The organism is Nitrospirota bacterium, assembly GCA_037386965.1.
Taxonomy (GTDB): Bacteria; Nitrospirota; Thermodesulfovibrionia; order Thermodesulfovibrionales; family JdFR-86; genus JARRLN01.
In genome coordinates this window covers 1-8,554 of the sequence record JARRLN010000087.1, presented here as the reverse complement: position 1 = coordinate 8,554, position 8,554 = coordinate 1, and the positions used below count along the sequence as shown (strand labels likewise).

Here is an 8,554-nt window from a genome sequence, read left to right as displayed (position 1 = left end):
TCCAGGTCCATGCCGATGACCGCCATCCCGTCCAATTGATAATAGGCCGTTTGCAGGAACTCCCGCAATTTCGCGGAAAGGCGAAACGATACTCTGAGCTTGAAAAGACGAAGCCATTTAATCACCCAGAACACACTGCCCAAGCGCAAGAGCTCGCCAGCCACATATCCTATTGCAATGGCATGGACCCCGTAGGTATCCTTGAAAGCGAAGATGATGCCGAGGCAGACCAGCGCCCGGATGCCCGGCGATAACGCCGGAAAGGCAAACCTCTTATACGCGTTCAGGGTCCCGGCCAGCACGCTCGTCCAAACCAGAAGGACGAAAAGGGGAGCGGTCTCCACAAGAAGCCAAAAAACGAGGCGCACGGTTTGCGGGTCAAAGTGGGTCACCAGAGAAAGGGCGGGTTTGATAAGCAATACGAAAGCCGCCAGAAGGACCAGCAAGGCGCCGCCGCTAACGCCCAGGATGTTCCCGACGAACCTTCCCGTATCTTCATTCCTCGATATCGCTTCCGCAATATAGGGGACAATGATGCTCTCGACAACCGGCGCAAAAATGCCCGACAGGAAAAGGATTATGCCATACGCAAAAAAGAAGGCATCGGTCTCGGAAGTAACCCCGAACCATGCGGCGATGAAAAACGGGATAAGAAAACCGAGGCTCTTGCCGATGGTGCTGAAAAAAGTGGTCCAGAGTGTATCCCTTACCAGTCCGCGCCGCAGAAGATTAAACAACATGGCTTTGGGTTTCGACAGGGAAGCGATTACGGGATAGGCCATGCCAGCGCCTCGCATGTGTGACGCATCAGCCCGGGAAACATGCACCCGTTACATGTCATTTGGCTTTCTTCGGGTTGCCTCCGGCACAAAAGGCGGCGCGGAAAGACCCTCCTGGAAAGGTTACCTGTCACGATGGCCGGGGGTCTCCGACGCTTCACCGCGCTCCTCCCTGCTGCGCCCCCGATTCCCTTCCAGCCACTCGAAGACCAGGGCCAGGAAAATCCCGACGAACAAGGAGGCCGTCCCGCCCACGGCGATGTTCAGCGCCTTCCTCGGCCGTGCCGGCCTGTCCGGCATAATGGGCTCGGTAACCGCCTCGAAACCCTTGAGGAGCTGAATCTCGTTCTCCACGTCCTTGAGCCTCTGCTTCAGGTCGATAATCCCCTTGTCCAGGCCGATGGGATTGAACCCGACGTCCTTCATCCTGCCCTTTTCGATATGGTTTATGACTTCGTTGGAAAGGTTCTCGATTTTGGAGAGCCTGGCCAGGATTTCGCTTCTCAGGTTAAGGCGGCTCTCCCTTTCGAGGTCCACTCTCTCCCGCACGTAGTCGTTTTCATTCAGGTACCTCAGGACATTGTCCTTGAGGGGCCGTATGAGCGAGGGGTCACGGACGTCCAGGGTCACATCAACCCAATTTTCCTCGTTTTTCGACGAATCCTCCGCCCGGAGGGACACCACATCACGGCTGCGCACGTTGAGCATCGAGGAGACATCCTCGTAATCTCCCTCCTCAAGGAGACCGTCCAGACGGTCGATTATCTTCACCGTCTCCGAGGGGGACAGGACGGACGCCCGCATGAGGAAATCGCTTTCGTAGACGGGGGATTGAAGGAAGCTTACCCCGGCCGCCAGGGCAATGCCGAGCAGGAAAACGCCGAGGATCAGCCTGAATCTCTTCTTTAAAACGAGGAATATTTCATAAATGTCTATTTCATCGTCATCAAGGCGGCTTTCCTGAGGATTTTTCCCCTCCATCTGCTTCCCTCCCCCGGTGCGTATTTCCGTCAGGCGGTATTCTACCAAAGTCTCCCTCTCGGCCACAACCGGACGTTGGTAGAAAATCCGGTTAGCCGGCCTTAAGGCACAGGGTTCCGGGAATCCTCCCGCTCCGGAAGCTGCTCACCCGTGCCGATGCCGAAGTACCGGAAGCCGTAGCGGCGGAGGCGCTCGGGGTCGTACTGGTTTCTTCCATCGAAGATGACGGGGGCCTTGAGGGCCTTTTTCATGGCGCTGAAGTTGGGGTTACGGAAGCTCTTCCATTCCGTCACCAGCACCAGGGCGTCCGCACCCTCAAGCGCATGGTCCTGGTGCTCCACCAGGACGACCCCGTCTTCATTCAACCACTGCGGCGGAAGAACCTTTCGGGCCATCTCCCGGGCGGCCGGGTCGTAGGCCTTCACCCGTGCCCCGCGGGCAAGCAGCCCCTCCAGGAGCACCAGGGAGGGCGCCTCCCGCATGTCGTCGGTGCCCGGCTTGAAGGCCAGGCCCCAGAGGGCGAAGGTCCTGCCCGCGAGGTCCGGCCCGAAGTGCCCGATGACCTTGTCGAGAAGGACGCGTTTCTGAGCCTCGTTCCGGTGGTTGACGGCCCTCAAGATGCCCGCCTCCAGCCCGTGCTCCCGAGCCGTGTGTACAAGGGCCCGGACGTCCTTCGGAAAGCATGACCCCCCGTAGCCGCACCCGGGGTATATAAAGGAGTACCCGATGCGCGGGTCCGAGCCGATGCCCAGACGCACGCTCTCCACGTCCACGCCCAGGCGGTCGCAGAGGGCGGCCATCTCGTTCATGAAGGAAATGCGGGTGGCCAGCATGGCGTTGGCGGCGTACTTGGTCATCTCCGCCGCCCGCACCGACATATAGAGCACGCGTTCGTGGTTCCGGGTGAAGGGGGCGTAGAGCTCCCGCATCAGCGAGCGGGCCCGCTCGGAGTCGCACCCCACGATGATGCGGTCGGGACGTATGAAGTCGGCCACCGCGGAGCCTTCCTTCAGAAACTCGGGGTTGCTCACCACGTCGAACTCCACCTGGAGGCCGCGCCTCTCCAGCTCTTCGGCCACCGCCTGGCGCACCCTCTCGGCCGTGCCCACCGGAACGGTGGACTTGGTCACGATGAGGGCGTACTGCGTAAGGTGGCCTCCCAACTCCCTGGCCACGGCCAGCACGTGGGAGATGTCCGCCGAGCCGTCCTCCGAGGGCGGCGTTCCCACCGCGATGAGGAAGATGCTGCTCCGCTTTACCGCCTCCTTCATGGAATGCGTGAAGGAGAGCCTGCCCTCCCCGAGGTTCCCCGCCACCACCTGCTCCAGGCCGGGCTCGTAAAAGGGCACCTTTCCGGCTTTCAGGACATCGAGTTTGCCTCCGTCCGTTTCGACGCAGACGACGTTGTTGCCCATCTCCGCGAAACAGGCTCCGGTGACCAGGCCCACGTATCCCGTCCCTATGACCGCGAGGTTCATAGCAGGCCTCCTTCGGCGGAAAAAGCACCCGCCTCTCTGCCGGCCTCAGATGCGGCAGGCACTGTGCGGGCGATGCTCTGCGGGCAAGAAGAGTCGGAGGGAGCCACCTTAAAGCTTTATCTCCACGAAGGCCTTGGCCCTTAACCCCTTGAGCCACTGCCGGTACTTCTCCTGGAAGATCTGCTCGCGCACGGTCTCGGTGGGCTCCTTCTTCTCGACGAGCTGGACGATGTGCACCCCGCGGGCCGTACGGAAGGGCTCGCTCACCTCTCCCGCGGACATCCCCTGCACCGCGTCCCTGAAAGCGCCGTCCATCTTGCTCTTCTTCATATAGCCCAAGTCCCCGCCCTTGTCCCTGGCGGGACCCTGAGAGTACTGCCGGGCCAGCTCCTCGAAGGGAGTTCCGGCCTTGAGGCCCTCATGCACCCGGGCAAGCTCGGGCTCGACGGCCTCCATCCCCTCGCCTTCGGGAAGACGGAAGAATATCTGCCTGAGATGGTAGAGGATTTCTCCCTTCAGTCCGTCCTCCTTCATCCGCTCCTGTATCTCCTCGTCCGTGACGTTCATGGTGGAGCGCACCTCGCGCTCCACGAGGCGGGCGATTGTAATCTGCTCCCGGAGCTTCTTCCGGTAGGCCTCCATGGTGAGACCCTCCCGCTCCAGGGCCTTCCGGAAGGTCTCATCGTCCATGGAATACTTTTTCTGGATGTCGCGGACGGCCCTGTCCACCTCGTCGGCCCCGACGGAGATGCCCGCCTCGCGCGCCTCGGCGAGCTGCACCTTGACGTCCACCATGTTCTCGAGGTACTGGGCCTCGCTTTTGGCGAACGTGCGTGCCTTCTGCTCATCGGAGAGCCCCGAGACCGAAGCGCCCAGGTCGAACTCCATGGCCCGGTAAAGCTCAAGCCAAGTTATGGCCTCCTGGTTGACCACGGCCACAACCCTGTCAAGGACCATCGCGTCGGCAGAGGCGCCCGAAAGCAGGAAGGCGGCCACCAGAAACAACGCAAAGGAAAAAGCGGCGGACGTCAGATGGCCTCGCCCCCAGGGGCTCAAGCATCTCCGCTCACAAGGCACATGCCCCTCCTTGGGAGCGCCTTTCCGTCCGTGCTCCGTGGCTGTCATCGCATGTTCCGGCACATCAGCATATTCTCGGCAGTTGCTCGCCCTCGAGCATGTCCATGAGGCGGCTCCCCCCGGCCCGGGTGGCCAGGAGGACCATTTCCCCGGGCTCCTCAAGCACCCGGCCCGCCAGGACGGCCTCCGCGCCCAGGGGATGGCCCCGGACCGCTTCAAGGACGTATTCTGACACATCGGGGGCCACAACGGCAACCAGAATTCCCTCGTTCGCCACGTAGAAGGGGTCAAGCCCCAGGAGCTCGCAGGCCCCCCGGACCCCGGGGGGAACGGGCAGGAGGGCTTCCTCCACCCGCATGGCGAGGGCGCTCTCAAGAGCGAACTCCTTGAGCGTGGTGGCCAGGCCGCCCCGCGTGGGGTCGCGCATGATGCGCACCCCTTCCCCGCCGGCGCTCAGAAGCGCATCGGCCAGCCCGGCCAGCGGGGCCGTGTCGCTCAGGACCGCGGGCTCGAAGGCAAGGCCCGTCCGCTCCGCCATCACGGCCACGCCGTGCCGCCCCAAGGGGCCGCTCACCAGGATGCCGTCGCCCGCACGGATGCGCGCGGGGGACAAGCGGACCCCCGGAGGGACGCGCCCCACGCCGGCGGTGTTGACATAGAGGCCGTCGCCCTTCCCCCGCTCCACCACCTTGGTGTCGCCGGCCACGACACGCACCCCGGCCGCCTCGGCGGCCCGGGCCATGGAGTCCACGACCCGCGCGAGGTCCTCCAGGGGAAAGCCCTCCTCTATGATGAACCCCGCCGTGAGGTACAGCGGACGGGCCCCCGCCATCGCAAGGTCGTTGACGGTACCGTTTACGGCCAGTTCGCCGATGTCCCCGCCGGGAAAGAAAAGCGGGGACACCACGTAGGAGTCCGTGGTAAGGGCCAGCCTGCCGCCGTCCTCTTCCGCCAGGACCGCCGCATCCCCCAGGCCGTGGAGCCCGAAGGAGGGGGCAAAGCTCAAGCGGATAAGCTCGTGCATGAGGCGGCCCCCGCTCCCATGTCCCAGAAGCACCCTATCCACGGGCAACCAGCCCTCCGTAGCGATAGTAGGCCGCGCAGCTTCCCTCCGAGCTTACCATGCAGGGCCCCACGGGGCGCCGGGGGGTGCACGCCTTGCCGAAGAGGGGACAGTCGGAAGGGACTTTCAGGCCCCTCAGGACCTCGCCGCATGCGCAGCCCCGGGGCTCCGGGGCATCCGGCACCGAGAGGGAAAGGACCGTCCGCGCGTCCCTGTGCCTCAGGGCTTCCCTCAAGCCGAGACCGCTTCGGGGGATGGTGCCGATGCCCCGCCAGTGGGCGTCCTCGGGCTCGAAGCACTCCTCGATGAAAGCCACGGCCCGGGGGTTGCCCTCCTCGCGCACGGCACGGGTGTACTGAACGCCAACCCGCAGAGGACCTTCCGAGAGCATGTCGGCAAGGAGCATGAGGATGCCCTCGAGGATGTCCGCGGCCTCGAAGCCCGTGACCACGGCGGGCACCCCGTAGTCCCCGGGGATGAAGCCGTAGGGACGGGAGCCGATGACCGCGCTCACGTGGCCCGGGAGGATGAAGCCGTCCACGGCCGCCTCCCCGGCCTCAAGGAGAGCACGGAGGGCGGGAGGGACGAGCTTGTGCACGGGGTGGACAAGAAAATTCTCCACTCCCCTTTTCTCGGCCTCCCCGAGGGTGGCAGCCACGAGGGGGGAAGTGGTCTCAAACCCCGTGGCGAAGAAGACTACCGTGAGGCGCGGGTTCTCCTCCGCCATCCGGAGAGCTTCCATGGGGGAGTAGACCACCCGGACGTCCGCCCCCTCGGCCCGGGCCTCATAGAGCGAGGAGCGGCTTCCCGGGACCCGCATCATGTCGCCGAAGGTGGCCAGCACCACCCCTGGCGCAAGGGAGGCGGCCACCGCCGTATCCACGTCCTTCAGGGCGGTCACGCAGACCGGACAGCCCGGCCCGCTCAAAAGCGTGATGCCCTCGGGCAGGAGGCTCCTTATGCCATGGCGGAATATGGCCACCGTGTGCGTGCCGCAGACCTCCATGAGTCTGACGGGCCCGGTCCTCCGGGCAAGCCCGGCGATGGCCCGGGAAAGCTCCCCTGTCCTCGCGTCCCCGCCGCCTGTTCCCATGGGCTATTCGGTCGGGAGCTTCGGCGTCCTGGTCACCATTTTCTCGAAGGGAATCCCCAGCTGCAGCTCCCGGATGGGGTCCACGACCTGCTTGGTCACCCCCGTTGACGTGTCGATGACGTAGACACCCTCCTCCGTGGTGCCGAGCCTGTAGCGGCCAACGTCGTTGCCGGCTGCCCCGAGGGCGAAAACCATGACCAGGGCCGTGAGGACCCCGAGCAGGAACATCGTGAGCTTCTCGCTTCGTTGCATGGACTTTCCTCCTGTTCTGTTTGCATCCGGGCCCACCGGGGCCCACACACGCTTTCTCTAGGTCCTCTCCGCACGGAGGACGGCCCTGGCCACCCAGGCCTGCCCCAGGGAGACGCCCCCGTCGTTCAGGGGGACGGACCGGTTGTGATAGGCCGCAAGACCCCGCGCCTCAAGCCCCGCGCGGACGGAGGCCAGGAGGTGCTCGTTCTGGAAGGAGCCCCCGCTCAAGGCGACCACCCGGAGGCCCGCAGCCGCGGAGACCGCCTCCACGGCCGCCAGGACCGCGGCGGCCACCGTGTTGTGCAGCCGGGCCGCGACGACGCCAACGCCCGTGCCCGCCCTCATGTCGCCTATTATACGGATGAGGGCTCCGGAGAAATCCACCCGAAACGGGTCTCCCGGCAGGATGCGGAAGGAGTAAGCGTCCTCCACGCCGGGCTCCACCTGGGCCTCCAGGGCCATGGGCGCCTCGCCCTCGAAAGTGTTCAGGTCGCAGAGCCCGAGGAGGGCGCTTACGGCGTCAAAGAGCCTCCCCGCCCCCGAGGAGAGGGGAGAAAACTCCGGCAGGGTGCTTATCCGAAGGACGCTTCTCACCCGTTTCTCCCCGTAACGGTCGAAAAACCCCAGCTCCGCAAGGTGTTCTTCCGCGTCCTCGCCCATGACCTCGCCCACCCAGGCGGCAGCCACCCGCCAGGGCTCCCGGACGGCCTGCTCCCCGCCGGGAAGCCTCAAGGGACAGAAGTGCCCCGCCCGCCTGAAGCCCGGCCCCTCCGCCACGAGGAACTCCCCGCCCCAGAGCGTGCCGTCCGTGCCGTAGCCCGCCCCATCCAGGGCCGCGCCTATCACGGGGCCCTCCAGGCCCCACTCGGCCATGACCGATGCGACATGGGCGTGGTGGTGCTGCACGGGGACGAGCCTGCACCCTCTCTGCCTAAGGGCCCACCGGGTGGAGAAGTACCCGGGATGAAGATCGTGGGCTATGGCCGCGGGGGCGGCTCTGTACACCGAAGACAGGTTCCGGAGAGCCTCTTCGAAGAAACCGAGGGTTTCGGCGTTTTCCATGTCCCCGATGTGCTGGCTCACGACGGCCTGGTCGTCCTTGAGAAGGGTGAAGGTGTTCTTGATGTCCGCCCCCGCCCCAAGGACCTCGGGGCCACCTTTCGTTAGGGCGATGGGAGCGGGGGCGTAACCCCGGGCCCTCCGGATGAAGACCGGCCCCCCGCAGCCCCGGGGACAGGCCGCCACGGAGTCGTCCGTACGCATGAAAATCTCCCTGTCATGAACGAGGAAGCCCTCGGCGATGTCCCTGAGCGCCTCCCCGGCCTCCTCCCCGTCTATCTGGATGGGCTCGTCCGCCCGGTTGCCGCTGCTCATCACGGCCAACTCGAGGCCTTCCATGATGATCTCGTGCAAGGGGGTGTAGGGGAGCATGAAGCCAAGGCGCGCGTTTGCCGGGGATATGGCCTCGGGAAGGGCGCAGCCGGGCCGCTTCCGCAAAAGCACGATGGGCCGGGCCGGAGACCGCAGGAGGTCTTCCTCCGCCTCAGTGACATGGCAGAACCTTCGCACCGCCTCCAGGTCCCGGGCCATGAGGGCGAAGGGCTTGTTGCTGCGCCTCTTTCGCTCCCTGAGCCTCTCCACGGCCAGCGCGTCCCGGGCGTTACAGGCCAGGTGAAATCCCCCCAGGCCCTTGACGGCGAGGATTGAGCCTCTCTGAAGAAGCCGGACGGCCTCCCCCACCGCCTCGTCTCCCGGGAGGCTCAGGCCCCCGGAAAGGAGCCGCACCGACGGGCCGCAGGCAGGGCAGGCGTTGGGCACGGAGTGGAAGCGC

At 65.1% G+C, this 8,554-nt stretch carries 8 protein-coding genes; all 8 read right to left on the bottom strand.

What is annotated here, in order from left to right:
* A partial coding sequence (locus P8Y39_11240; GenBank protein MEJ2192898.1) for a lipid II flippase MurJ occupies window positions 1-782 on the bottom strand: 782 nt, incomplete at its 3' end.
* A 120-nt stretch (window positions 783-902) separates the two neighbouring features.
* Complete coding sequence (locus tag P8Y39_11235) at window positions 903-1,808, bottom strand: Wzz/FepE/Etk N-terminal domain-containing protein (protein ID MEJ2192897.1); 906 nt, start codon at window positions 1,806-1,808, stop codon at window positions 903-905.
* Between the two features lie 53 nt (window positions 1,809-1,861).
* Complete coding sequence (locus P8Y39_11230) at window positions 1,862-3,238, bottom strand: UDP-glucose/GDP-mannose dehydrogenase family protein (GenBank protein MEJ2192896.1); 1,377 nt, start codon at window positions 3,236-3,238, stop codon at window positions 1,862-1,864.
* 108 nt (window positions 3,239-3,346) lie between these two features.
* Window positions 3,347-4,315, bottom strand: a complete 969-nt coding sequence (locus tag P8Y39_11225) for a peptidylprolyl isomerase (GenBank protein MEJ2192895.1) — start codon at window positions 4,313-4,315, stop codon at window positions 3,347-3,349.
* A gap of 64 nt (window positions 4,316-4,379) precedes the next feature.
* Window positions 4,380-5,381 (bottom strand): hydrogenase expression/formation protein HypE, encoded by a 1,002-nt coding sequence (gene hypE / locus P8Y39_11220; protein ID MEJ2192894.1) that lies wholly within the window; start codon window positions 5,379-5,381, stop codon window positions 4,380-4,382.
* The gene (hypD, locus tag P8Y39_11215; protein ID MEJ2192893.1) at window positions 5,374-6,471 is read right to left on the bottom strand and encodes a hydrogenase formation protein HypD; all 1,098 of its coding nucleotides are present in this window, start codon (window positions 6,469-6,471) and stop codon (window positions 5,374-5,376) included. The genes hypE and hypD overlap by 8 nt, the downstream gene beginning before the upstream one ends.
* Before the next feature lie 3 nt (window positions 6,472-6,474).
* Window positions 6,475-6,723: a hypothetical protein gene (locus P8Y39_11210; protein ID MEJ2192892.1), complete on the bottom strand. Its 249-nt coding sequence runs from the start codon at window positions 6,721-6,723 to the stop codon at window positions 6,475-6,477.
* A gap of 57 nt (window positions 6,724-6,780) precedes the next feature.
* Window positions 6,781-8,554 (bottom strand): carbamoyltransferase HypF (gene hypF, locus P8Y39_11205; GenBank protein MEJ2192891.1); only part of this gene is annotated, 1,774 nt, incomplete at its 5' end.